This is a genomic window from Butyricimonas sp. BSD2780061689_150309_C8, from assembly GCF_015560935.1.
GTDB classification, from domain to species: Bacteria; Bacteroidota; Bacteroidia; order Bacteroidales; family Marinifilaceae; genus Butyricimonas; species Butyricimonas paravirosa.
The window spans coordinates 121818-146427 of the sequence record NZ_JADMSV010000002.1 but is presented as its reverse complement, the minus strand read 5'-3'; the positions used below and the strand labels follow the sequence as shown (position 1 = coordinate 146427).

Annotated in this window: 19 protein-coding genes; 12 read left to right on the top strand and 7 right to left on the bottom strand. The window is 44.5% G+C overall.

Features of this window, described 5'->3' with window-relative positions:
- The 7 genes from I2I33_RS03205 to nth all read left to right on the top strand — a co-directional run bounded on the left by I2I33_RS03205 (nucleotide 1) and on the right by nth (nucleotide 6446).
- Nucleotides 1-762 carry a YaaA family protein gene (locus tag I2I33_RS03205; RefSeq protein ID WP_087420020.1) on the top strand — a complete coding sequence of 254 codons (762 nt, stop codon included), beginning with the start codon at nucleotides 1-3 and terminating at the stop codon, nucleotides 760-762.
- A gap of 134 nt (nucleotides 763-896) precedes the next feature.
- A complete protein-coding gene (locus I2I33_RS03200; protein ID WP_087420021.1) occupies nucleotides 897-1646 on the top strand; it encodes a CDGSH iron-sulfur domain-containing protein in 750 nt (249 codons plus the stop codon).
- A gap of 321 nt (nucleotides 1647-1967) precedes the next feature.
- Nucleotides 1968-2729: a DUF1295 domain-containing protein gene (locus tag I2I33_RS03195; protein WP_229128174.1), complete on the top strand. Its 762-nt coding sequence runs from the start codon at nucleotides 1968-1970 to the stop codon at nucleotides 2727-2729.
- A 10-nt stretch (nucleotides 2730-2739) separates the two neighbouring features.
- A complete protein-coding gene (locus I2I33_RS03190; RefSeq protein ID WP_087420022.1) occupies nucleotides 2740-3966 on the top strand; it encodes an NADH:flavin oxidoreductase in 1227 nt (408 codons plus the stop codon).
- 10 nt (nucleotides 3967-3976) lie between these two features.
- Nucleotides 3977-4795 carry an SDR family NAD(P)-dependent oxidoreductase gene (locus I2I33_RS03185; RefSeq protein ID WP_087420023.1) on the top strand — a complete coding sequence of 273 codons (819 nt, stop codon included), beginning with the start codon at nucleotides 3977-3979 and terminating at the stop codon, nucleotides 4793-4795.
- Nucleotides 4796-4876: 81 nt separating this feature from the next.
- Nucleotides 4877-5743, top strand: a complete 867-nt coding sequence (locus I2I33_RS03180; protein WP_229128173.1) for an SDR family oxidoreductase — start codon at nucleotides 4877-4879, stop codon at nucleotides 5741-5743.
- A gap of 61 nt (nucleotides 5744-5804) precedes the next feature.
- Nucleotides 5805-6446: an endonuclease III gene (gene nth, locus I2I33_RS03175; protein ID WP_087420024.1), complete on the top strand. Its 642-nt coding sequence runs from the start codon at nucleotides 5805-5807 to the stop codon at nucleotides 6444-6446.
- A gap of 188 nt (nucleotides 6447-6634) precedes the next feature.
- Here nth and I2I33_RS03170 read toward each other — a convergent pair whose 3' ends face one another.
- Nucleotides 6635-8740 carry a M3 family metallopeptidase gene (locus tag I2I33_RS03170; RefSeq protein ID WP_087420025.1) on the bottom strand — a complete coding sequence of 702 codons (2106 nt, stop codon included), beginning with the start codon at nucleotides 8738-8740 and terminating at the stop codon, nucleotides 6635-6637.
- Nucleotides 8741-8855: 115 nt separating this feature from the next.
- Here I2I33_RS03170 and I2I33_RS03165 point away from each other — a divergent pair, with 115 nt between their 5' ends.
- The 5 genes from I2I33_RS03165 to uvrA all read left to right on the top strand — a co-directional run bounded on the left by I2I33_RS03165 (nucleotide 8856) and on the right by uvrA (nucleotide 14593).
- A complete protein-coding gene (locus tag I2I33_RS03165) occupies nucleotides 8856-10115 on the top strand; it encodes a 4Fe-4S binding protein (protein ID WP_162613717.1) in 1260 nt (419 codons plus the stop codon).
- Between the two features lie 98 nt (nucleotides 10116-10213).
- Entirely contained in the window at nucleotides 10214-10456 is a 243-nt protein-coding gene (gene rpmB / locus I2I33_RS03160) for a 50S ribosomal protein L28 (RefSeq protein ID WP_027202637.1), read from the top strand.
- Between the two features lie 11 nt (nucleotides 10457-10467).
- Nucleotides 10468-10656 carry a 50S ribosomal protein L33 gene (gene rpmG / locus I2I33_RS03155; protein ID WP_027202636.1) on the top strand — a complete coding sequence of 63 codons (189 nt, stop codon included), beginning with the start codon at nucleotides 10468-10470 and terminating at the stop codon, nucleotides 10654-10656.
- A gap of 7 nt (nucleotides 10657-10663) precedes the next feature.
- On the top strand, nucleotides 10664-10816 hold the full coding sequence (locus I2I33_RS03150) for a DUF4295 domain-containing protein (RefSeq protein ID WP_072025905.1): 153 nt from the start codon (nucleotides 10664-10666) through the stop codon (nucleotides 10814-10816).
- Between the two features lie 933 nt (nucleotides 10817-11749).
- On the top strand, nucleotides 11750-14593 hold the full coding sequence (uvrA, locus tag I2I33_RS03145) for an excinuclease ABC subunit UvrA (RefSeq protein ID WP_087420027.1): 2844 nt from the start codon (nucleotides 11750-11752) through the stop codon (nucleotides 14591-14593).
- A 139-nt stretch (nucleotides 14594-14732) separates the two neighbouring features.
- On the opposite strand, the gene lepB is transcribed toward uvrA, so the two are convergent.
- The 6 genes from lepB to I2I33_RS03115 form a co-directional block, all read right to left on the bottom strand.
- Complete coding sequence (lepB, locus tag I2I33_RS03140; protein WP_087420028.1) at nucleotides 14733-15587, bottom strand: signal peptidase I; 855 nt, start codon at nucleotides 15585-15587, stop codon at nucleotides 14733-14735.
- Nucleotides 15584-18625 (bottom strand): efflux RND transporter permease subunit, encoded by a 3042-nt coding sequence (locus tag I2I33_RS03135; protein WP_087420029.1) that lies wholly within the window; start codon nucleotides 18623-18625, stop codon nucleotides 15584-15586. The genes lepB and I2I33_RS03135 overlap by 4 nt, the downstream gene beginning before the upstream one ends.
- Nucleotides 18626-18641: 16 nt before the next feature.
- Nucleotides 18642-21872, bottom strand: coding sequence for an efflux RND transporter permease subunit (locus tag I2I33_RS03130; protein ID WP_087420030.1), 3231 nt, complete (start codon nucleotides 21870-21872; stop codon nucleotides 18642-18644).
- Between the two features lie 37 nt (nucleotides 21873-21909).
- On the bottom strand, nucleotides 21910-22980 hold the full coding sequence (locus I2I33_RS03125; protein ID WP_087420031.1) for an efflux RND transporter periplasmic adaptor subunit: 1071 nt from the start codon (nucleotides 22978-22980) through the stop codon (nucleotides 21910-21912).
- Nucleotides 22981-23090: 110 nt separating this feature from the next.
- Nucleotides 23091-23516, bottom strand: a complete 426-nt coding sequence (locus I2I33_RS03120) for a DUF1573 domain-containing protein (RefSeq protein ID WP_087420032.1) — start codon at nucleotides 23514-23516, stop codon at nucleotides 23091-23093.
- A gap of 7 nt (nucleotides 23517-23523) precedes the next feature.
- Nucleotides 23524-24519, bottom strand: coding sequence for a hypothetical protein (locus I2I33_RS03115; RefSeq protein ID WP_140402549.1), 996 nt, complete (start codon nucleotides 24517-24519; stop codon nucleotides 23524-23526).
- Nucleotides 24520-24610 lie beyond the last annotated feature (91 nt).

The following is a 24610-nucleotide window of genomic DNA, read 5'->3' as shown; positions in this document are numbered from 1 at the left end:
ATGTTAGTTATTTTATCACCGGCCAAGACCATGGATATGTCCGTGGTGGAACAGGAGTTTCCGGGTACCACTCCGGAGTACACGGCAGAGGCGGAATATCTGGCGGAGCAAATGCGCCGCTTTTCCGAATCCCAGTTAGAAAAGATGTTAAAGATCAGTCCTAAGCTGGCGGCGGAGAATTACGAACGTTATCAGAGGTTCGGATCGCTTTCGAATCCTCGAAAACAGGCATTGTTGGCTTATAACGGAAGTGTATTCAAAGCTATTGGTCCGAATTCTTTTTCTTTAGAGGACTTGAAGTATGCTCAAGATCGTGTCCGGATTATCTCAACGCTTTATGGTTTGGTGCGTCCGTTGGATTTGATCCAAGCCTACCGGATCGCGTTTGCCGTGAAGTTGGATGGGGCGAACCTGTACGATTATTGGGTTCCGAAGCTGACGACTCCATTATTGGAAGATGTGCGTAAGGTTGGAGGGATTATGGTGAATCTGGCCAGTATGGATATTCAGGGAGCGTTGAAAATGGACGAGTTGAGGAAACAGGTGAGAGTGATTACACCGGAATTTCAGGAATGGCGGGATGGTAAATACGAAACAGTTCGTACTTATGCCAAGATTGCACGGGGGACGATGACGAGATATATCGTGATGAATCGTGTTGAGGAACCCGAGGAGTTGAAAGCTTTCAACTGGGATGGGTACACGTTTAATGCTGATCTCTCGGACGAGGAACGTTATTTCTTTACCCGAATAAAGAAGTAAAACAGAAAGAGTTGCAGGTACATATTTCATGTTGCCTCCCAGTCTGCAACTTTTTCTAAAATATTTGGTCCGGGAAGAAACAAAAAAGACTTTTTGTAGGTATATCTAACCGTAATAATTAATCTGATTTAACTATGAAAGAACGAGAGATAGAACCGGGAACACCTGAAATCAATAAAAAGTATTCCATTGTAGTTGATAGAAAAGGGCCTTACTTGGTGTATGGTCATCCGCTTTTAAAACAACAGTTTATCGTGCAGAATGACGAGGGAAGTTCATGGTCATACCGGGATGGGATTGAGTACGATATGAATGATGAACCCACGGCTTTATGTCGTTGCGGGGCTTCTGCCAATAAGCCGTATTGCGACGGGGCTCACTTGAACACGAATTGGGACCCCACGCTGACAGCCGATAATATTCCTTTATTGAAAGATGCCGATGTGGTTGACGGGCCCACGCTTGAACTGACGGATAACGAGAAATATTGTGCTTTTGCCCGTTTTTGTGATGCTTACGGGAAGGTTTGGAATCTCGTGGAGGAGTCCGATGATCCGGAGGCTAGGGAGTTGACGATCCGGGAGGCTAATTATTGTCCGGCAGGTCGTTTGAAGGCTTGGGATAAGGATAAGGGGGAATTTATTGAAAATAAACTGGAACCATCACTGGTACTGTTGGAAGACCCACAGGAGCGTTGTAGCGGTCCCTTGTTCGTACGGGGCGGGATTCCGATTGACGACACGGAGGGCGTGAGGTACGAACTTCGGAATCGGGTTACACTATGTCGTTGCGGGGCGTCATCGAACAAACCTTTCTGTGACGGGACGCACGTGAGTATTCGTTTCCGGGACGGGTTACCGGGATCGCATGGCGGGATAAAGTAAAATGGTCTGAATCTGCAAATTAACTCATCGGGAGAATATTATATTCGAGATAACTATGACCATGTTATAAAGCAGGTGGTATATACTTATAAATACCTAATATCTGATTACAATATTTTGCATTTATGGTAGGAGCGGAGTAGGGGAGGCATTATTTGGGATTTTGCTTTTCCCGAATTACCCTCGTTTTCCGAACCTGAATATGTGAGCGTCCACGAAAAGGTATTTTATATCGGATTTGAGTTTTTCTATTGTTCTTAACATTTATTGTTTGTTGGCATGATATTTGTTGATTATTCGTGTAATCAATAAAATTGTAGGATGGATGCATTTCATATTTTTCTGGCCGTGATGACCGGAATTGCTGTTATTGTTTTTGTAGCCTTGTACTTCGTGAAAGCGGGTTATGGTATGTTTTTCGATGCCAAGTGGGGGCGACCAATAGATAACCGGATCGGCTGGGTACTGATGGAAGCTCCTGTTTTTATCGCGATGGCACTTTTCTGGTATTTCTCGGATAGGGGGTATGAGTTGGTGCCGTTGATTTTCTTTATTTTTTTCGAGATACATTATTTTCAGCGTGCGTTTATTTTCCCGTTATTACTGAAAGGTAAGGGGAGAATGCCGATGGGAATCATGTTGATGGGAATCACGTTTAACGTGTTGAATGCGTGTATGCAGGGAGGGTGGATTTTCTATTTCGCCCCGTCGGATCTTTATACCCCGGAGTGGTTGACGTCCCCGCAGTTTATTATCGGAACGGTATTGTTCTTTGCCGGGATGTTCACGAATATACAGTCGGACCATATTATTCGTCATTTGCGGCGTCCCGGTGACACGGGGCATTATTTACCCAAGGGCGGGATGTTTCGTTACGTGACTTCAGCAAATTATTTTGGCGAGATTGTAGAATGGGTCGGTTTTGCCATTCTCACATGGTCGCTTTCCGGGGCAGTTTTTGCCATCTGGACGTTCGCTAATTTAGTACCGAGAGCTAATACAATTTATCACAAATATTTGGGGATGTTCGGGGACGAGGTGAAAAAACGTCGTCTGAAACGAGTGATTCCTTTTATATATTAAGAAAAATGATATGACACGAGAATCCAAGTTATTCACGCCATTAACGATAGGGCCGCTGACTTTACGTAACCGAACCATACGGGCCGCGGCATTCGAGGGTATGTGTCCGGGGAATGCTCCTTCGGAAATGTTACATGATTATCATCTTTCGGTGGCCCGGGGGGGAATCGGGATGACGACGATCGCTTACGCTGCTATTGTTCGTAGCGGTTTATCGTTTCCCCACCAATTGTGGTTAAGGCCGGAGATTCTTCCTGCATTACGACAACTCACGGATGATATACACGCCACGGGTGCGGCTGCCTCCATACAGATCGGACATTGCGGGAATATGTCGCACAAGGGGATTTGTGGCTGCACGCCCATTTCCGCTTCGAGTGGTTTTAATATTTACTCGCCGACATTGGTGCGGGGAATGAAGAAAGAGGAGATCGTGGAGATGGCAAAGGCATTCGGACAAGCGGTGAATATGGCTAGGGAGGCAGGGTTTGATGCCGTGGAGGTTCATGCCGGACACGGGTATCTGATCAGTCAGTTCCTTTCCCCTTACACGAATCACCGGAAGGATGAGTTCGGGGGATCGCTGGAGAACCGGATGCGGTTTATGCGTATGGCTATGGCGGAAGTGATGAAAGCGGCGGGGGATGACATGGCCGTGTTGGTGAAGATGAATACCCGGGATGGATTCCGGGGTGGGATGGAGGTGCCGGAATGTATCGAGGTGGCCAAGGCTCTGGAAGAGACAGGGGTTCATGCCTTGATTTTGAGCGGTGGTTTTGTCAGTCGGGCCCCGATGTACGTGATGAGGGGGGCCATGCCTATCCGTAGTCTGACGTATTATATGCAACAATTCTGGTTACCGATAGGCGTTCGGGTTGCCGGGCATATGATGATTCCGACGGTACCGTTTAAAGAAGCTTATTTTTTCGAAGATGCATTGAAATTCCGGGAAGCGGTGAAGTTACCTCTCGTGTACGTGGGGGGATTGGTTTCCCGGGAAAAGATAGATATGGTGTTGGATGCCGGATTTGACGGGGTGTCGATGGCTCGTGCTTTGTTGAATGAACCGGATTTTGTGAACCGGATGGCGAGGGAAGAGAATGCCCGGAATGCTTGCGAACATGCGAATTATTGTATCGCCCGTATGTATTCTAGGGAGATGGCCTGTCATAAGCATATTCCGGATTTACCCAAGAAGTTATTGAAGGAGTTGGAATCGGCTTCCAAGAAAAATTGAAATATGATTTATGGAAGTAATTGATCAGCCTAGTGTTCATCCGGTGGCCATTGTCACGGGAGCCAGTTCGGGAATCGGCTTGGAGTATGCCCGGGAGTTGTGTTCCCGAGGATATGATGTCGTGATGGTCAGTAACGAGGAAGAGCGCCTTACGCAATGTGCCGGGGAGTTATCACAAACGTACGAGGTACAGACGTGGCCTCTTTATATGGATTTATCACTACCTGATGCAGCGGAACATCTGCATGGTTTCTGCGTGGCATTAGGGTTACAAGTGGAGGTGCTGGTGAATAATGCCGGTATTTTTCGGTTCGAACATATCGTGAATCTTTCCGTGGGTGTCGTGCGAACCATGCTGATGTTGCATATGAACACGGTGGTTTTGCTTTGTCGTTATTTCGGGGAGGATATGAGAAAACGGGGAAAAGGGTATATCCTCAATATGTCTTCGATGTCGGCTTGGTTCCCTTATCCGGGAATTTCGTTGTACGCATCCACGAAGTGTTTTTTGAAGAGTTTTTCCCGGGCTTTTCGTTTGGAGATGCTTGATTATGGGGTGAACGTTACCACGGTTTGCCCGGGAGCGATCGCTACCGATTTATATAATTTACCTCTTCATTTGCAGCGTTTGGCCGTGCGAATCGGCGTGATGATGAAACCTGACACGCTTGCACATCGTGCAATTAACGGGATGTTCCGTCACCGATCCCAAATGATTCCCGGGGTAATTAATTATTTCTTTATCGGTTTCCTGTTCTTTCTGCCTTACGGGATAGTGAGGTGGACGATGAGGAAGGTGAAAAGAGCAATTGAAAATGAAAAAAATTGAGTGATTGTCGATTTAATGATTAAGTGATTTTATAATCATCTAATCGAAAATCGCAGAATCATATAATTCGTAGGATCTAAAATGAACAAAGGTTTGTTTATCATCACCGGGGCCAATGGGGGTATGGGAAAGGCGATCACGAGAGCGATTGCCGGTATGGGGGTCCCCGTGATTATGGCTTGTCGGAATGTTGAACGGGCGGCAGGAGTGAGGGATGAAATTGTGCGGGAGACGGGAAACGGTCGGGTGGAGTTGCATCAGTTGGATTTGGCGTCGGTTGCTTCCATCCGTTCTTTTGTTGACGGGTTGAACGGACGGGAGGTTAGCGTACTGGTGAATAACGCGGGGATCATGTGTCGGGATTTTACGACGACCGAGGACGGGTTGGAGATGACCGTGGGGGTGAATTACGTGGGGACTTGGTTGTTGACGAATTGGTTACTTCCGAATATGGGAAAAACCGGGAAGACCCGGATTATTAATACATCATCGGTTACTTGTAAGATGGGAGAGATCGGAGATCATTTCTTTGAATTGGACCCGGAGCATTACCGTCGCTTTAAGGCTTATCCCAATTCAAAATTGGCGATACTGATGTTTACGGCTGAACTGGCAAGGCGGGTACAGGGGCGTGCGATTACCGTGAACGCGGTTGATCCGGGTGTGGTGAACACGGGAATGATTACTATGCATAAATGGTACGATCCCTTGGCGGATGTTTTTTTTCGTCCGTTTATTAAATCTCCGGAACGAGGGGCGATGACGGCTATACTTTTGGCAACTTCCGATCGGTACGTGAATGTATCGGGCGGCTTTTTTAGGAATAAACGTCAGGTGGGGGTACCGAAAGCGGTTCTTGACGGTGAGGCTTGTCGGAAGTTGTGGTTTCAGACGGAGCAATTGGTAGCCGGGCTTGTCGGCTCAAAATTAAAAAAGGGAGAAAATTAAGGTGAAATAGAGGCTTTTAATTTTCAGCTTTCTTATCTTTGTAGGCAAAGAAATTAATATTATGCGATTAGAGGAAAGATATGATAAGGTACTGGCATGGTTCCGGGAACGTATGCCGGTAGCTGACACGGAATTACAGTATAGAGATCCCTTCCAGTTGCTGGTAGCGGTGATTTTATCGGCTCAATGTACCGACAAACGGGTGAATATGGTGACTCCCGCTTTGTTCGAGCAATTCCCGGATGCAGCATCCATGTCCAAAGCGAGCGTGGAGGAGATTTTCGAGTTGATTAAGTCTATCTCTTACCCGAATAATAAATCCAAGCATTTGTCAGCGATGGCGAAAAAGTTGATGGAAGATTTTAATGGAATTGTTCCGGATGATTTCGAGTTATTGCAGACGTTGCCCGGGGTGGGACGGAAGACGGCCAATGTTATGGAAGCGGTGGCTTTCAAGCGTCCGGCCATGCCTGTCGACACGCACGTTTTCCGGGTAGCTGATCGTATTGGTTTGGTAACGGGTGCCAAAACCCCGTTGGAAACGGAAAAACAACTCGTGGCGCGTATTCCTGCCGAGTGGCTGTCCACGGCTCACCATTGGTTGATATTGCACGGAAGATATGTTTGCGTGGCAAGAAAGCCGAAGTGTGAAGAGTGTGGGATTGCCGAGTGGTGCAGATATAATCAAAAAAAGCTGTCTTGACGAGAGACAGCTTTTTCACTATTTACTACTAACCCTAAAATTGGAACTACTTCGAGCATCCATTTTCTTGCAATAAACCCGTTTTTATTACTTAGTGTGAATTCACTTATTAGATGCAGAATTTTTGAAAAGGTTGCGTGAAAAAATAAAAAAATTAGAGGATTGTGATTCACAATCCTCTAATTTTTTTATTTTAATCCTTTACGCTTTAATAGCGGATCAATAGAAGGTTCTTGACCTCTGAATTTCTGGTAAAGGGTCATGGCATCTTCGGAGCCACCTTTGGAAAGAATGTTCTCCCGGAATGCTTTTGCTTTTTCGGGATTGAAGATATTTCCGGTTTCTTTAAATGCTTCGAAAGCATCGGCATCCAGTACTTCTGCCCAGGTGTAAGCGTAATACCCGGAAGAATAACCTCCGGCAAATATGTGCTGGAAGTAAGTACTGCGGTAACGTACCGTGATTTCGGGGATAAGTCCGATTTTTTCTAACGTGGCTTTTTCGAATTCGTTCGGGTTGACGGGATCGGTGGTGTTACGCGTGTGGTAAGCCATATCCAGTAAAGCGGCTGACATGAATTCGGTCGTGACGAATCCTTGGTTGAAATGTCCGCTATTCTCCAGTTTATCGATAAGCTCTTGCGGGATCGGTTCTCCCGTTTTGTAATGACGGGCGTAAACTTTCAGCACTTCGGGATCGGCGGCCCAGTTTTCCATAATTTGAGAGGGGAGTTCCACGAAATCCCTAGGAACAGAAGTTCCTGATACCTTATTATAGGTACATTGTGACAATAAACCGTGAAGGGCATGACCGAATTCATGGAAAAGGGTTTGTGCCTCGTCAAAACTCAATAATGCCGGAACATCCCCCGTGGGTTTCGTGAAGTTGCACACGTTCGTGATGATCGGGGTTACTTTTTTACCCAGTGCGGATTGCTTGCGATAAGAATTCATCCATGCTCCTGAACGTTTGCTTTCTCTCGGGTGGAAGTCCATGTATAGAATCCCGATGTGATCTCCGTTCGCTTCCTTCACCTCGAATGCCAAAGCGTCCGGATGGGGAACGGGTAGGTCGGTACGTTGCGTGAACGTGATACCGTATAATTTATTGGCCGTGTAGAAGGCACCTTCTCTGACGTTTTCCAGCGGGAAGTATTGACGAAGTTCATTTTCGTCTAACCCGTATTTGGCTTTCTTTACTTTTTCAGCATAATAGCGCCAGTCCCAAGGTTGCAATTTGAAGTTTTTACCCTCCTTGCGAATCATGTCTTGAAGTTCTTTGGCTTCTTTTTTAGCGATCGGGAGAGCGGCATTCCAGATTTGGTTACATAGGTCGTACACGTTCTCCGGGGTTTTGGCCATGTTGTTGTCGAGAATGAATGCCGCATGGGTATCATAACCGAGCAACTGGGCTTTTTGTACTCGTAAGGACGTGATCTTGGATATGATTTCTTTGTTATCGTATTCGTTGTCGTTATTGCAACGGTTGATGTAAGCCTTGTAGATCTTTTCTCTTAAATCACGGTTGTCAGCATATTGCAGGAACGGAATCATGCTTGGGTTGTGGAGGGTAAACACCCATTTCCCTTCCAATCCGGCATTCTTGGCAGCGGTAGCAGCTGTGGCAATCACGTTTTCGGGAAGACCGGATAAATCTTTCTCGTTATCAATGACCAGTTTGAAATTATTGGTCTCATTCAGCAAGTTTTCACCGAATTGCAGGCTGAGCATAGATAGTTCGCTGTTCAACTTCTTGAATGTTTCCTTGTCTTCGGGAGAGAGGTTGGCTCCACCCCGAACGAAACCTTGGTAATATTTGTCGAGTACAGTCAATTGTTCCGGAGTCAGATTTTCTTTCTCCTTATTATTATATACCGTTTTAATTCTCTCGAAAAGTTTGTCATTTAAATTGATCGCATCCCAGTGAGCGGTGAGTTTCGGGGTAATCTCTTTGGCGATGGCCTTGATCGAATCGTTCGTGTTCGCACCTTGTTGATTGCCGAACACGGAGGCTACTTTGTTCAGTAATTCGCCGGAAGTTTCGAGAGCGTCGATCGTGTTTTTAAATGTAGGAGCCTCCGGATTGTTGATGATCGCGTCGACTTCCGCTTGGTGTTGTTTCATCCCTTCCTCGTAAGCAGGAAGATAATGTTGATTTTTAATCAAGTGGAAAGGGGGAACCTCATGAGGGGTTTCATACGTGTTGAAAAATGGATTTTCATTCTTCACTTGCCCTGATTGGCAGGATTGCAGCGCTAGTCCTACGCAACAAACTAAGTAAGTGACTTTTTTCATTTTGAATTTTATTATTTGGTTTTAGAATGTGACAAATATAATTAAGTCAGATAGAATATACAAATGAATGAATTTCTCCTTATTTTTGTGTCCTTCAAAAATGGATAAGATTGATATGAATATACAAGAAAATGTTGCAACTTTTATCACGAAGTTACCTAAGGTAATTTTGTTGTGTGTTATCATTTACCTGATTTCGTTGAATTTCAAGACGACCAACAAGACCCCGAAGTATCAAGAGGTGAAAGCTGAGGTTTCGAATGTTGTTCCGCTGGATGCGGTGAAGAAATATTTTCCGACTTGTACGAGCGTTGAGAAAGTGAACGAAGTACATTATGCCGTTAAAGCTGGTGGGGAGGAGATTGGTAAATTACTTGTTACGACCCCGATTGCGGACGATCTGATCGGTTATGCTGGGAATGTGCCTTTGTTTTTGGCTGTTTCCGAGGAGGATGTGATTTTAGGACTTACCCTGTTAGATAATAGCGAGTCGCCCGGGTTTTTAAGGCGTTTGGAGAAAAAGAATCTGTTCTCGGCATGGGATGGTAAGACGTTGGAGGAGGCCGAGCAACTGAACGTGGAGGCCGTGAGTGGGGCCACGATGTCGAGTGATGCCATCCGGGGGAGTGTGAAAAGAGCGTTGGAGTTTTACCTGGAACGTGACGGGGGTGGTTATGACGTGGATTGGATGAAATTGTTACAGCACGCTTTGGGGGGAATCGTGGTTTTGTTGGCGTTAGCCAGTATGTTCTGGGGAAGTCGGATGAAACGTTGGCGTTACGTGTTGCAGGTTTCTTCCGTGTTGATTCTTGGTTTCTGGTCCGGGTACTTTGTTTCATTAGAGTTGTTATTTAATTGGTTGTTGAATGGGGTACCTTGGGGCGCTCGTATTTTGTTGCCCGTGATTGCCGTGCTGGCTTTGGCTTGTCCCTTATTCTTGAACAAGGGGTATTATTGCGCATATCTATGTCCTTTTGGGGCAGCGCAGGAATTGGTAGGGAAAGTTCGTAAGAAAAAAATAGCCCCCAAGGGAGTGTGGAAGAATGTATTTAAATATACTCGCGTGATCTATTTTATGGTGATTCTTGCGCTGTTGTTGTGGGGAATCCCGTTGGAATTGGCATCGTTGGAACCCTTCCCGGCATTTTTATTGACCGCTGCAACGGGGTGGGTCATCGCTTTGGCTGTCATATTTTTACTCTTATCCGTATTTTTTGCCCGTCCTTGGTGTAACTATTTTTGTCCTACCGGGGCGTTGCTGGATATTTTGAGAAAGGCCGATACAAAGGCGGGTTCGGAGAGAAGGAAAAAAGTGATCCGGGAATTTATTGCCTTGGCAATATTCCTCGTGATATTATATTTTATATTGAGGTAAAAAAAACTTGAAACTTTTTTACCGAAACATTTGATTGTTTGAATAAAAAGTGCGTAATTTGCATCCTGTTTGGAAAGCGTTTATAAAAATATTGAGAGATGTCAAGAATTTGTCAAATAACTGGAAAGAAAGCGATGGTTGGTAACCATGTTTCTCACTCCAAAAGAAGAGTGAAGAGAACATTCGAGATCAACCTGTTTAAGAGGAATTTTTATTGGCCAGAAGAAGATAGATGGATCCGTTTGAATGTATCTGCAGCCGGATTGCGCCTGATCAACAAGAAAGGTATTAGTGCTTGTTTGAAGGAAGCTACTGCCAATGGTTTAATTAAGAACGTATAAAGTAAGAAGAGATGGCAAAGAAGAGCAAAGGAAACAGAATACAGGTGATTTTGGAGTGTACGGAACACAAAGAATCCGGAATGCCGGGCACGTCTCGTTATATCACTACCAAAAACAGAAAGAACACCCCCGAGAGAATGGAGTTGCGTAAATACAACCCGATTCTGAGAAGAGTAACTTTACACAGAGAAATAAAATAATTAAGCTATGGCAAAGAAAGTTGTTGCAACACTTAAAACAGCAGATGGTAGGGGATTTGCAAAAATCATCAAAATGGTGAAATCTCCGAAAACCGGTGCCTATACTTTTAAGGAACAAATGGTTCCTAACGATCAGGTGAAAGAAGCCGTGAAAAAATAAGATTTTAAAATCTTCATATAAAAAAGAGCGTCGTGAGGCGCTCTTTTTTTTGTTTCGGGAAGTTTGTTCTGAAGGAGGTTGATTTAAAAGTTATTTTTTAACTCCTCCGTCAGCTATGCTGCCACCTCCTCTATAAACAGAGGAGGAGCTGGTGACTCTTTCCGAAGACAGGAAGTATTCCAGCTCTCCCTCTGTTTATAGAGGGAGTACCCCGAAGGGGGGAGGGAGTTTGAAAAATGACGTTTGACACGCTTTCTTGGAGTTACTTACACCGAATTTCACCAGAACAAAAAAAAATCACGATTTTTTTACTCGAAAGTGTAACCTATCCCAACAATTCCCGTTATACTCTATGTATTCACAATCAAGGAATGCTTCTTGATGGTTGAAAACTGAAGAGTTAGTTTGAATAATTGAAAAATAAAATTTCTCGATTTTTTTCGAGAAAAAACGAAACCTTTCTTTAGCGGTAACGTTAAAGAGGTAGAATAGATGATGAACTTATGATTTATTTTTAGCTGTTATTAGATTGAATCATCTAGCATAAAGAGAGGGGATAGCTTTGACTGGGGTTTAAGCTGATTTTCTGATAGAGTTCTTAAAAGTACTGGAATATATCCTACGGGACACCACGCACACACACCACACACACAGACGCACGCACACACACATACATACAACATCTTTTCGTCAGTCCCAATGTATTCCATTTAAGACGCTACAGGAAATCCCTCCTTTTTTTTATTTTTGATTTCCGATTTTAAATTCCTACCGCACATTACTCCATGAATTTTAGATTTACTGATTTTAGATTTTTACGGTATCAAGTTTACACTTTTTATTCGTAAATTGTAAATCATAAATCATAAATTTTTCTTCCATTCGAAATAGTTTCCCTATCTTTGTAAGTTGATTTTTAAGGAATAGGAATTCATGGAGTACAGAGAAGAAGAAGATAACAATATAGCCATATTTGGTGCCAGAGAGCATAATCTGAAAAATATAGACCTGACGATTCCACGGGATAAGTTGACGGTGATTACCGGGTTAAGCGGGAGTGGAAAATCATCCTTGGCTTTTGATACGATATATGCCGAGGGGCAGCGTCGGTATCTGGAAACTTTTTCCGCATATGCCCGTCGTTTTCTGGGAGGTATGGAACGTCCGGATGTGGATAAGATTACCGGGTTAAGTCCTGTGATTTCAATTGAACAGAAAACCACGAATAAAAATCCTCGTTCTACGGTCGGTACGACCACTGAGATCTATGACTTTTTGCGTTTGCTTTATGCCCGTGCGGGTGTTGCTTACTCATACGCCACGGGTAGTAAGATGGTAAAGTATACGGATGAACAGATATTGGAATTGTTGCAGCGTGATTTTGCCGGACGGCGTGTATTGTTGTTGGCTCCCGTGGTAAAAGGACGTAAAGGACACTACCGGGAGTTATTCGAGAATTTACGGAAGAATGGTTTTATTTCGGCACGGGTAGATGGAGAGTTGCGGGAGATAACGATCGGGATGAGTGTTGATCGTTACAAGATGCACGATATCGAAATCGTGGTGGACAAGATTGTCATGGATCAGGCTGATTTGAAACGCTTGAAAAATTCTGTGGGTACTGCCATGAAACACGGTAAGGGCGTGATGATGGTAAAAGATTACGAATCTGACGAGATTAAATATTATAGCCGCCATTTGATGTGTCCGGATACCGGGCTTTCTTATAAAGATCCGGCCCCGCATACCTTTTCTTTCAACTCGCCTCACGGGGCTTGTAAGAAATGTAAGGGATTGGGATTTGTCAACGAGGTGGCGATGGAAAAGATTATTCCGGATAATTCATTATCCATTCATGCCGGGGGAATCCTGCCCCTTGGAAAATATAAGGCTTCTCTTATTTTCTACCAGATCGAAACAATTCTGAGAAAACATGGTGCCGATATAAAACAACCGATTCGGGATTTACCCGAAGAGGCTTTGACCGATATTTTGTACGGGTATCCGGGACAATTCCGTTTGGAGAATGCGGAGATCGGGGTATCATCCAATTTCCTCACGACGTACGAGGGAATATTGAAGTATGTCACCATGCAGGAGGAAAATTCGACTTCCAAGAAAGCGAATAAATGGGCGGAACAGTTTATTTCCGTGACAACCTGTGACGTGTGTAACGGTCAACGGTTGAACCAAGAGGCTCTGCATTTCTATATTAACGGGAAGAATATTTCTGAATTGGCGAATATGGAGTTATCTGATTTGTACGAGTGGATCGGTAACGTGGAGGAACATTTAGAGGATAAACAGAAACAGATTGCGGGAGAGATTTTAAAAGAAATCCGGACTCGCCTGAAGTTTATGCTTGATGTCGGCTTGGAGTATCTGTCCTTGAATCGTCAGTCCATGACATTATCGGGAGGGGAGTCTCAGCGTATTCGTCTGGCAACACAGATCGGTTCACAGTTGGTAAACGTCCTTTATATATTGGATGAACCGAGTATTGGGTTGCACCAGAAGGATAACCGGAAGTTGATTCATTCTTTGCAGGAATTGCGGGATAACGGTAACTCGGTGATCGTGGTGGAGCATGACAAGGAGATGATGGAGAATGCCGATTATATCGTGGACTTGGGACCCAAGGCGGGAAGAAAAGGAGGGGAGATCACGGCTATCGGGGGGTATTCCGATATTCTGAAAAGTGATAGTCTGACGGCACAGTACCTGAAAGGGGAGAAGGTAATCGCTATCCCGGCGGAACGTCGTGCAGGGAATGGAAAGAAGATTTCCCTGAAAGGATGTACCGGAAATAATCTTAAAAATGTGAGTGTCGATTTTCCTCTGGGGAAATTGATTTGCGTGACGGGAGTGAGTGGAAGTGGAAAATCTTCTTTGGTTAATGGAACTTTGCATCCGATATTGAGTGCTTATTTTTATAATGCTTTGGCTGCACCGTTACCTTATAAATCGATAGAAGGGATGACTGAAATCGATAAGGTCGTGGTGGTGGATCAAAGCCCGTTAGGTAAAAGCCCTCGTTCCAATCCGGCAACTTACACGGGATTGTTTACCGATATTCGGAAGATATTCGAAAAGTTACCGGAATCACAAATCCGGGGATACACGGCCGGACGTTTTTCCTTTAACGTGAGCGGAGGACGTTGTGAGGTTTGTAAAGGTGCGGGAGTGAAGACCATCGAGATGAATTTCCTTCCGGATGTCTATGTACATTGTGAGGCTTGTGATGGTAAACGTTACAACAAAGAGACCTTGGAGGTTCGCTATAAAGGAAAGTCCATCGGGGATGTATTGAACCTGACGATCAATCAGGCGGTAGAGTTCTTTGAGAATCTGCCTCACCTGCAATCCAAATTGAAGATGTTACAGGATGTCGGGTTGGGGTATATCAAGATCGGACAACCTTGTACCACGTTAAGCGGGGGAGAATCCCAGCGCATTAAATTGGCTACCGAACTTTCGAAGAAAGACACCGGGAGTACGCTATATATACTGGATGAACCTACAACCGGACTTCATTTCGAGGATATAAATATATTGTTGGGAGTGCTACAAAAGCTGGTTGATAAAGGGAATACAGTGATTGTCATCGAGCATAACCTAGACGTGATTAAAGTGGCCGATTATCTTATTGATATGGGACCCGGTGGTGGTAAAATGGGGGGAACTGTCGTTTGTACTGGAACTCCAGAAGAAGTTGCTCGGAATAAAAAATCCGTAACGGCTCCTTTCTTGCGGGAGGAGTTGGGGATAAAAAAATAAGTTTATAGAGGGGGACAAAAGGTATTTTTCAAACTCCCTCCCCCCTTCGGGGTACTTCCCCTCAGGCAGGGGAAGAAAGAGGTGGCACGAAGTGACGGAGGAGTTTTTTTTTGAGGATAAAATACCTTTTGACACATCCTCATTTTATTTTCTTAAAAAAGCGTCGCCACACGTATTTTTTCGTGTGTGGATCTTTTGACGTGAGGACGAACGAGGCTTTGCCCACGATAAAGTCTTCGGGGATGGGACCGATATATCGGGAATCCCTAGAGTTGAAGATTTGGTCTCCGGCCACGAAGTACCAGTTTTTTTGGAACGTGTATTCACGGATCAAGGAATCCCGGATGTAGAGTTGGCGATCTTGTGAGTGTACGGGTGCTTGGGTTTCGTAAGCGATCAAGTGGCGGTATAGCGAAAAGTTTAACGTGTCAATGGTGATAGTGGCTCCTGCGGCGGGAAGGTACAGGGGACCGAAGTCTTGGATGTTCCAGCGATGCCAGTAATCGAAGGGGAAAGCGTTGTAAATTCCCGGGGCGTACTCCCCGCGGTAATGGTGCAGGCGTTGTTGTTCCTCCATGTTTCCGTAGCCGGTTTTACCGTTGATATGATTGATTCCGGCGATGATTGATAACGTGTCTCCGGGCAGGGCGATACAGCGTTTCACGTAAAATGTTCCTAAATCCATATCCCAGCGACCGTTCGTGTGCGTGGGAAAGTTGAAAACGATCACGTCATTGCGTTTCAGTGAAGAGAACCCCGGTACCCGCACGGTTTCCGGGTGTGCGCCGTCCAAGAAGTCGAAGTTTTTGTAAAAGCGGGCTCCCATGTACATTTTGTTCACCACGATAAAATCTCCCGGTTCGATCGTCGGGTACATCGAGTCGGAAGGGATGCTGTAAAAGTCCACGATAAAAAAGCGCAACAGGGCAGCAATCACGATGGCCAGCAGGATGGCTCCCACGTACTGGAATATGGATTTAATTACTTTCTTCATTTTTTTCTTGAGATAAAAATACGTTCTAAATAGTAATAAAACAAGGGAATGATGAATAAACTGACGAAGGTTCCGACTGTCATTCCGGCGATAAGCGTGATCGACATGGGGCGCTGTAACTGGGTCCCGATGTCATTTCCCCACAGCATGGGGACGAGGGCGAAAATCGTGGTCAAGCTGGTCATCAAAATGGGTTTTAATCGCCGTACCCCGCCTTCGTGAATTGCGTCTTCCAGTGCAAGCCCCGATCGTTGCAAACGTATGATCGTGTCAATTTTAAGGATCGAATCGTTGATCACGATACCACTCATCACCACGATACCAATCATGGACATCAAATTGAGGGAAATCCCGGACAGCCACAGGATAAGTATCGTGAAAGCCACGTCCAGCGGGATTTCAACGAGAAGGATTATCGGCAGGGTCAACGATTCAAATTGTGCGGCAAGGATAAAATATAGCATGAGGATGGCCACGATTACCACGACGACCATCTCCCAAAGGGTTTCCTGACCGGAAAAATATTGTCCGTCAAACGTGGTGTTTAAGTTCCGGTTTCCGGCTTCCGTCTTTATGGTCTGTATAATTTGTTCCGTGGAATCACCGACGTGATAGACGTTTAGCGGGACGACCACCCCTTCTTTACGTCCGATGATACTCTTGTAATCTAGTTTCTTTTCCATTCGGGTCAGGGCAGAGACGGGAATATCCAGTTGATCGTTATTACTCACGAAAGAGGAACGGATGATGTCCAGAATCGTTTTTTCTTCTCCCGTGATCACGATCGGGACATACCGGCTACCTGTGTTTAGTTTCCCGATGTTCATTTTACTGATATTCTTTTCCAGCACGTTAATCAAGGTACCTTGACTGACTTTGTAGAGGGCCAGCCTGTCCGGTAGTATTTCGACCACGATGCGTTCGGACGTTGAAGGTTTATCCAATTGTAAGGTCGGCATGAGCGAATCAAGATATTCGATGAACGTGTTCACGCTATCCAGTTCCGGACCGCCCCGGCGGGATTCCCCGCTAAGGTACACGACCAGTGGGACGTCGTTGTCCTTGAACAGTTGTTCGAACAGGTTGTCCACTTTGGCAATATCGACCTTTGCCATCGGGAAATTTGCTTTGACGTGTTCCCGGATGGAAGAGATCACCTTTTCCAGTTCTTCGGCGTGGAGGGTACGTATATAAAATTCCGCCTCGTTGATGTTCTGGTTCTTTTCCCGGTTCAGGAAGAACATCTTTTCTCCCGCATGACAGCTGATTTCTTCGCATTTATCGCTAAATCGTTTGATAATATCTTTCACCCGGTGTTCGTTTTCATCTATATGAATACTGGAATTCCAATCTACCCGTAGGATTATCTCATTCGTATCGATTGTCGGCATACGTTCCAGTCGTAGTTGAAAGGCTAACACGAAACCCAGCACAAGAACCGCGAGACAACCGATCATGACGATCAATTTGTGATGAAAGATAAAATGAAATATATTCGTGTAGTAATCATCCAGATGCTTGAAACTGATTCGTTGGATAAAGCGAGTCGCTTTTCCTTCTTTGGCATGCATGAATAACAGGTGGAATACGACCGGGACGATCGTGATCGAAACGGCCAGCGAAACGAACAGGCCGATTGCCACGGCCATCGCCTGATCGTAAAACAAGGCTCCGGCAATACCGCTCATGAAGATTAACGGGACGAATATGGCGCAGGTGGTCAGTACAGAGGAAAGGAGGGGTGTGATGATCTCGTTTGTCCCGTCCAGACAGGCTTGGAACAGGGATTTCCCCCTCATCCGGTGTTGGTTGATGTTGTCAATGGTGATGATGGAGTTATCCACCATCATCCCGACTCCCAGTATTAACCCGGATAGTGAAATCGTGTTGATCGAGATTCCGATTAGCTGGAAAAATAACATACTGATCACGACCGAAACGGGAATACTGATTGCGATGATCACGGGTGACCGGGCATCTTGCAGGAAGAATAGCATGGCCACGATGGCCAGTAAAATTCCTTGCCAGAGGCTCTGTACCAGATTGTCGATCGAGTAATTCAGTAATTGTGCCTGATCCCGGGAAACGGAAAATTCCACGTCCGGGTATTCTTCCCGAAATTGGTCAAGTAGCCCCGTGACCTTTTCTTTCATTTCCGACATCCGGGCATTGGATTGTTTGATCACGGCCAAGCAGAGGGATTGTTTGTCACCGTTAAAGAATATGCCTCTTTTTTCTCTCGGACGGATACCAGTACGGGCGACATCCTTGATTTGCAGAAGTCTGCCGTTGATATTCAGGTAAACGTTTTCCAGCTCTTCCGGGGAGGTGATCTGTGAGGCAAAACTGATACTGTATTGGTAGTACCCGTCTTTCACGGAGAGGCTTCCGGAAACTTGGTTATTATTGTCTATGGCTGATTTTAGCTGATCCTGCGTGATTTTCAAACTTCTCAACTTGGCCTCGTCCGGGAATATATAAAGTTCGGGGGAGTACATCCCGCTAATATCTACCATGGCGACATCCGGTAACTGTTCCAGTCTTTTTTTCAGTACGGCATCCGTGAATTCACAAAATTCCAAGAATTTCTCCTCCGAATCGTTTTCTTTCAGGTTGATGTTGATGTAAAACACGGGTAGGTCGGAGGTGGAGGCTTTGATGATCGTCGGGCGTTGCACCTCTTTCGGGAACCCGTTCACGCTGGCATCCACTTTCTGGTTGACTTCGATAAAGGCGTAATCCAGTGAAGTCCCGTACTCGAATTTCATCGTGATCAGCCCGCTTCCTTCCTTGGATTCCGATTGTATTTCCGTCAGTTTTGGAATTTGTTGTAACTGTCCCCGTAGTCCGGACGTGAGCGTGTTTTCCACCTCGTTGATCGAAGCGTTGTCCCAGGTATAATGTACGGTGATCTCCGGAATATCAATTTCCGGCATAAGTGACACGGGTAATCGAAAAGAGGCCACGATTCCCAGTACGATAAAGGCTATCGTACTCATGATGACTGCTACCGGACGTTGTAATAAAAACTTGACCATGGATTAATTTTAGATTTTAAATTTTAGATTTTAAATTTCGCCGCACAAACCACCACTTTTTTTTAACCTGTAACTTGCAACCTGTTAACTTGTGACTCGCCACGGGCGAACGGAATGTCATTGGTAAATAAATTATCAAAACCGGGAGTGAGAAGGTTAACCCGCTCATCGTTCCGATGGCCAGACTTTTCCAGAAGGGATTGATGTCCCCGATCAGGAAGGGGATAAATCCCAGCAGGGTCGAGGCTATCGTCAGGAAGATCGGGATAATCTTGGCGTTATAGGCTTTCATGTAGGTTTGTATTCCCCGGGGAGCGCCTTCCCGGACTTTGATGTTGTAATCATTCAGGATGTAAAGCACCGCATTCACCGATAGCCCGCTTAACAGGATAAAGGCTGCCAGACAACCTTCGTCGAACCCGACCCCGAAGAAATAGCCTCCTAGGAAACAACCGATAAACGAGATGGGTGTGATACAGATCACGATAGCGGCCTGACGCAAGGATTCCAACAAGATAGCACAAATAAAATAGATGATCCCGATGACTAGCAATATATAAAGTATGCGGGCATCAATTCCCCCGATGTCTCTCTGCCAGTAGTTTTTCCAATCGTTGCTTTCTTTCACCCGGAAACCCACGGGCATCATCTGGTTCATGGCTTTCATTTCTCGCTCTTTCACCTTCTCCGACAGGCGGTAGGCCCCGATAAAATCGTATTGAACCTCAACTTCGTACTCTTGATTTCTTTTCGTGATGTTCTCGAAATTCTTTTCTTCCGTGATGTCTCCCACGTCTTCCAAGCGGAACACCGATTTATCTCCCCGCAAGGGGCGATTCCTCACGTCCCACACGCTGGCCTCCACTTTCTTCTCCGGTCGGATGTCAATCGTGGTGTATTCGTCATTTATGTATGCCCGGGTAGATGAGGTGCCGGAATAGGTCAACGAGTGCAAATTACCTAGCAGGTTGTTAATATTTGAATTGTTGCGAGCCAGCTTTTCTTTATCGACCTCCACGGCGAACGCTTTGGCTTTTGGCGAACGGTCGCTACCGATGTATAGTTTCTTGACCCGGATATTCTTTTCCAGACGTTGTTTCAATATATCGGCGTATTGCAGAACCTTGCGGTAATTGTAACCGATCACTTTGATACTTTCACTCCGGAACTCGTCACTTGTCCGGTTCGAGAACCCCCGTCCCACGCCGTTTACTTCCGAGTCCCCGTTCCCGATCGTGTTGGCAAAGCGTATCAGCTCGTTTTTCACTTGTTCCGGGGAGCCGTCTTTCTCGTGTTCTTCCTTGAACGTGATCGCCATTTCACCTCGATTTGCTGATGACACGTCGGAGGTAAACGTGGCAATCGATTCGAATCCGGAAAGAAAATTCTCCAACTTTTCAAAAGCCTCGTTCATCTGTTTGATCGTGGACCCATGTGGCATACTCATGGTTAAAGTCAACCGTGTTTTTTGGCTTTCCGCGGCTTTCCGGCTTTGTAGCCACGCGTCACCGCCTCCTTCCATGAACAGACGGAGTGCCCCGCCCAAGGTCTTGTCGATATAGGGTTTGATCGTGAGATAGGTTTCGCTGCCGAAAACAGTGTTGTAGGCCGAGCTGTACCATTTGTCCCGATCCACGCTTGACGGAAGTAGGAACACGGGAAGGCCGAAACCGAGAATCGTGATGATGATGGCGATTTTTTTATATTTCCTCGCGAAACGAGCGAAACGCAGGTATCTTCTGTTGAAACGGACAATTCGTTTCCGGCGATGAATCTTGCGTTTACTATTTTGTGGTTTTAGCGGAATTTTTTCCATGAGTGCCGGGACGAAAAAGAGGGCCACGGCAAGAGACACCCCTAGGTTTATGATGATCACGGCGGAGAAGTCCCACATGTTTCTCATGATGTTGTTATCCATGTTGAAAATCACCGTTAACGCTCCCACGGTGGTCAACGTGGCGGCCAGCACGGCGAGGAAGGCTTTGCGGTTGTGGAAATGGCGATAATGATCGGTCATCACGATCACGCTGTCAATGATGATACCGAATGACACGGTAATTCCTGCCAACGTGTAAAGATGGAGTTCTATTTTGAAAAAATAATAGAACACGAGGGCGATAGATAAGTTGGCAAGCAGGCAGATGCTGATAATACCGAGGTAACGGAAGTCCCGGCTCACGAGGTACACGAAAAGGAGCAGGATCAGAATGGTCACTCCCGTACGGTTGAGGATTTGTGACAACTCGTCTTTGATTTCGGTGCTGTTGTCCCGGATGAGTTTGACCGAGTAATTTGCCGGGAAACTTTCCGTCAGTTGCGCCATCTCTGTTTTGACCCGTCCGGCGAGTTCGATCATGTTCGCGTTCTTCTCGGCATATACATTCAGGTTTATCCGGTTCAGCCCGTTAATGCGGTAATATGATCCGGGATCACTTTCCTGGTAATCCAGAGTCACGATATTGTGCAGGTAAATGATTTTACCGTTAATCACCTTGATCGGCAGGTTCATGATGTCTGTTTTGTCATCATCCGAATTCCCTTTAAACACGAGGTACGAGTATTTCTTTTCGGGGACGGTTTCCGTGAGAATTTTTCCACCGTCTTTCCGGAAATAATATTCCGAAACGGCGTTGGATATATCGTTTGCCGAGAGACCGATGTCGGCAAATAGTTCCCGGTCGTATTGCATCACCCACTCGAACGGGACGATCCCGGTGACGTTCATGCTTTCTACTCCCGGCATGGTGGAAATAACCGGGACGATCCGGTCTTCCGCGAAACTCCCCACTTCTTTCGAGTTGCCCGGACCAGTCAACACGTATGTCATCAACAGGTGGCGTTCTGTTTCCTGTACCCGTCCGTCATGTATTTCCCCGCCACTGACACCCGAAACACGGACATCCTCCGGTAAGCCCGGTGCGACAGAACGGATAATCGAGGACAGGTACAATTTCACGGCATCAATATTTTCTTTCGGGTCAATGGTCAACTCGATGGCACCGTAACCGTTCCCCGTGGTGGAATGTATCTCGTTCAATCCCCGAATCCGGGCAAATGCTCCTTCCAGTTTCGTGGTGACTTCTGTTTCTAATAATTCCGGGTTAGCATTGGTCCATGAAAACGAGACGTTCAACTTGTTCGACCTCGACGAAGGTTCCAATTGCAATGACAACCTCGGCACCAAGCTGATCCCCAGAATCATCATGACAACAAATATCGTGTTAATCGAAAAAGCTGATAAACGCATGTTAATTTTAGATTTGATGATTTATGATTTTAGATTTTCAATTTTCAATTATCACCGTGTTCATGTGCGACAACCCAAGATTATTCTCGTAAATTACCGTGTCGCCGGGGGAGATGCCTTCTTCCACGCTGACTTCCATGCTGTTCTCGTATCCCGTGGTGACGTATCGCCATATTGCTTTTCCTTTTTGACAGACGAATACGACTTTTTTGCCTTGTCGGGGAAGAACGGCTGATTTGGGGATGATGATCTTGTGATCGATTTGTCGTTTGATCAGTATACTCACGTTCATCCCGTCTATCAACAGCCCTTGGTGGTTATCCGTGATAGCTTTCACTTTAACCATGCCATTTTCGTCGATGCGGGGATTTACTTCGGTGATCTTTCCGGTTAGGGTATATTCGTGATTAGCGTAAGGAGTTATTTCGACCTCCATGCCGGAGTGGAGATTTCCGATTTCGGTTTCCAGCACGTTGAACACGACTTCCATTTTCGAATCGTCAATGAGCGTGCATAAAGATTTATAGGCGGAGGTTTGGTTATAGGGTTTGGCCTCAAGATCAGCGATAATCCCGTCAAAAGGGGCTCTGGTTTTTACGAGGGTATACTCTTTTTGCGCTTTTTCGAAGGCTTTCACGCTGGACGTGTAGCCGCATTGCAAGTACATGGCTTCTTTGCGTCGCGGGGGGAGTTGCACGGTGTCATCCAATGTTTTGAGTCCTTCATTTATGATGGCCAGTTTTAAATCGAGGAAGGCTTTCTGTAAGGACAAACGAGCGTCTTCCAGTGCAAACTTGGCCTTTTCGTCGTCAACTTCTGCAATAATATCTCCTTTTTTTACCCGATCCCCGTTTTTCACGTTCACCTTTCTCACGACATCAGCCACCTCGAAATTAAGAGCCGCTTTCCGATTCGCCTCGGCTTTCCCGTTGCTCACTAATTCCAAGTTGAACCGATCCTCCCGGGCCACCTGCACTTTCACGATCGTCTTCTCGTCTTGTTGTTCGATTTTGGCATATTGCTCATCCTCGTTCTCTTCTTTCTGTTTCTCTTTCCCGTTGCACGCCAACAGTAGGAGGGTCAGTGGTAGTATAAATCTATAATACATATAACAAACATTTTCGATCCTTTATTATTTTTCAAAGTTGAGGAAAACTTTCTGGAAATAAGAATGGAAATATGATAAAATTATGAGAATTTTTAAAGGCAATTTTAATATTAATGATGTTCAACATACCCTTTAAGAATTAATTTATACATTTGAGCTTTCGTGTTTGCTTTAATTGTTGTGTAAAGGTGTTGTTTACCTATTTTGTTTTTCGTGTTTAAACTCAATTCTATATATGCTGAATCGTTTACTGGAATCATTTTTTTTGATAATTGATAGGTTGTACAATTGCAATCAGGATTGACATATTGTATTATCAAATCTTTATCACCCGTATTATAAAATGTATAACGGGCAGTGATAATTGTATCTTGTCTAACTTTTTGAAAATCATAAATCTTGTTTTTCCATTTTAAATTTGATATAGGGATTGACTCTTGAGAATTTGTTGTGATTTGTTTTTTTTGAATATAATCACATGAGCATAAAAAATAGCATTGCATTAATATGATGATATAGGATATTGAGAGTTTCATGATAGCTTTATAGGTTATTTAATTTAAATCGATATATAATTATTCTTTCTTCTTCTTCTTCGATTATTGCTTGAGTATAATAATAAGGTTTAATATATCCGATGATTTTAAAGTTTTTGGGTACATCAATATCTCCTAATAATGTTGAATTTTTATAGATTTGTAATCCATCCGTGGACTCTTTGTCCCCTTTTGAGTATGAACGGAATAATATGTTTGTTTCGTTAATATACTGTAGCCAACCATAATAACCTTTAGTTTCACGTTCGTCATAATAGAATTTTCGGCATTCTTTATAGCTGTGAATCTTTTTATAATTTGTATTTATATTGTTTCCAGAATAGCCAAATGATAAAATAGGATTATATTTGAAGTCATATTTATAAATTAAAGAATCTGCTTCATATGAAACATAGAAGTTCCCTTGTTGGTCTATATCAAAGTTGACACCAGAAAATATTAAATATTTTAGAGGGTTTTGTTGATAAATTTCAGGATACCCTCCTCCTAACATTCTCCCGTCTTTTCCTTTTTTTATGTTTACTTCGGAGATGTGCCTACATTTTTTCATATAACGATCTGTTTGTTCGATATAATCTAAATTAGGATGTTCAGAATACATGTTAAAATAAATATTATCTTTATAATACCTACATACTAATCGGTCATATTGATGTGTATATATTGCTGAAGTTTTTGTTATATCGCTACTTTCATTTCTTTTAAGAAAAAACAAATTCTGGATATTAAATGTTGAATCATAAATGTAATGATCTAGTTGAAATCCAAGTAAAAATAAGCCTTTATTAGGTAGTGGGGCACAGCCTGCAATTTTTCTTACAGGGACTTCATTGGGGGCGCGACCTTGACCAAGGTAACGATTTTTGAAATGGCCGAGCGTATCAAATTTAAAGAAATAGCAATAATATGTATCCATGAAATATATTTCATTATTAATGGTTATTCCTGATAGACCTAAATAAGAAGATTCAATATGTTCCATAATTAGAGTATCTAAATCAAGATGGTGATATTGAATATTTCTATGATTTTGAGGTAATGGAAATATGTTTGTATCCTCTTGTTGACAGGAA

What these genes read in the sequence shown, in the direction of transcription:
- I2I33_RS03205 (WP_087420020.1), top strand. Translation starts at nt 1, where the DNA reads ATGTTAGTTATTTTATCACCGGCCAAGACCATGGATATGTCCGTGGTG.
- I2I33_RS03200 (WP_087420021.1), top strand. Translation starts at nt 897, where the DNA reads ATGAAAGAACGAGAGATAGAACCGGGAACACCTGAAATCAATAAAAAG.
- I2I33_RS03195 (WP_229128174.1), top strand. Translation starts at nt 1,968, where the DNA reads ATGGATGCATTTCATATTTTTCTGGCCGTGATGACCGGAATTGCTGTT.
- I2I33_RS03190 (WP_087420022.1), top strand. Translation starts at nt 2,740, where the DNA reads ATGACACGAGAATCCAAGTTATTCACGCCATTAACGATAGGGCCGCTG.
- I2I33_RS03185 (WP_087420023.1), top strand. Translation starts at nt 3,977, where the DNA reads ATGGAAGTAATTGATCAGCCTAGTGTTCATCCGGTGGCCATTGTCACG.
- I2I33_RS03180 (WP_229128173.1), top strand. Translation starts at nt 4,877, where the DNA reads ATGAACAAAGGTTTGTTTATCATCACCGGGGCCAATGGGGGTATGGGA.
- nth (WP_087420024.1), top strand. Translation starts at nt 5,805, where the DNA reads ATGCGATTAGAGGAAAGATATGATAAGGTACTGGCATGGTTCCGGGAA.
- I2I33_RS03170 (WP_087420025.1), bottom strand. Translation starts at nt 8,740, where the DNA reads ATGAAAAAAGTCACTTACTTAGTTTGTTGCGTAGGACTAGCGCTGCAA.
- I2I33_RS03165 (WP_162613717.1), top strand. Translation starts at nt 8,856, where the DNA reads ATGAATATACAAGAAAATGTTGCAACTTTTATCACGAAGTTACCTAAG.
- rpmB (WP_027202637.1), top strand. Translation starts at nt 10,214, where the DNA reads ATGTCAAGAATTTGTCAAATAACTGGAAAGAAAGCGATGGTTGGTAAC.
- rpmG (WP_027202636.1), top strand. Translation starts at nt 10,468, where the DNA reads ATGGCAAAGAAGAGCAAAGGAAACAGAATACAGGTGATTTTGGAGTGT.
- I2I33_RS03150 (WP_072025905.1), top strand. Translation starts at nt 10,664, where the DNA reads ATGGCAAAGAAAGTTGTTGCAACACTTAAAACAGCAGATGGTAGGGGA.
- uvrA (WP_087420027.1), top strand. Translation starts at nt 11,750, where the DNA reads ATGGAGTACAGAGAAGAAGAAGATAACAATATAGCCATATTTGGTGCC.
- lepB (WP_087420028.1), bottom strand. Translation starts at nt 15,587, where the DNA reads ATGAAGAAAGTAATTAAATCCATATTCCAGTACGTGGGAGCCATCCTG.
- I2I33_RS03135 (WP_087420029.1), bottom strand. Translation starts at nt 18,625, where the DNA reads ATGGTCAAGTTTTTATTACAACGTCCGGTAGCAGTCATCATGAGTACG.
- I2I33_RS03130 (WP_087420030.1), bottom strand. Translation starts at nt 21,872, where the DNA reads ATGCGTTTATCAGCTTTTTCGATTAACACGATATTTGTTGTCATGATG.
- I2I33_RS03125 (WP_087420031.1), bottom strand. Translation starts at nt 22,980, where the DNA reads ATGTATTATAGATTTATACTACCACTGACCCTCCTACTGTTGGCGTGC.
- I2I33_RS03120 (WP_087420032.1), bottom strand. Translation starts at nt 23,516, where the DNA reads ATGAAACTCTCAATATCCTATATCATCATATTAATGCAATGCTATTTT.
- I2I33_RS03115 (WP_140402549.1), bottom strand. Translation starts at nt 24,519, where the DNA reads ATGGAACATATTGAATCTTCTTATTTAGGTCTATCAGGAATAACCATT.